The organism is Pseudomonas sp. 2822-15, from assembly GCF_002742515.1.
GTDB lineage: Bacteria > Pseudomonadota > Gammaproteobacteria > Pseudomonadales > Pseudomonadaceae > Aquipseudomonas > Aquipseudomonas salomonii.
The window spans coordinates 1-234 of sequence record NZ_LJRY01000330.1; the positions used below are offsets into that span (position 1 = coordinate 1).

Genomic DNA, 234 nt, shown 5'->3' on the forward strand with positions numbered 1-234 from the left:
TGAATGTAGACATGGTGCCACCAAGTAAAGAAGTCAACACAAGGCGGATTCCTACAACTTTTGCTGCATCCCTAGTTGATAATGTATAGATAGCCATCACTGTGATGATGTTGGCTAAGCCCAATTTAGCGCCAGGGGCAATGGCGAAAGGAAACGGAATAGCCCGTTCCAATAAACCAATAATCACGGCTTGAGATGCTAATAAGGCAATGTATACTAGACGTTGGTTTTTAG

General features: G+C 43.2%; 1 protein-coding gene. It reads right to left on the bottom strand.

Annotated elements, in window-relative coordinates:
• Positions 1–234 (bottom strand): Gx transporter family protein (locus tag AOA59_RS28290; protein ID WP_143522841.1); only part of this gene is annotated, 234 nt, incomplete at both ends.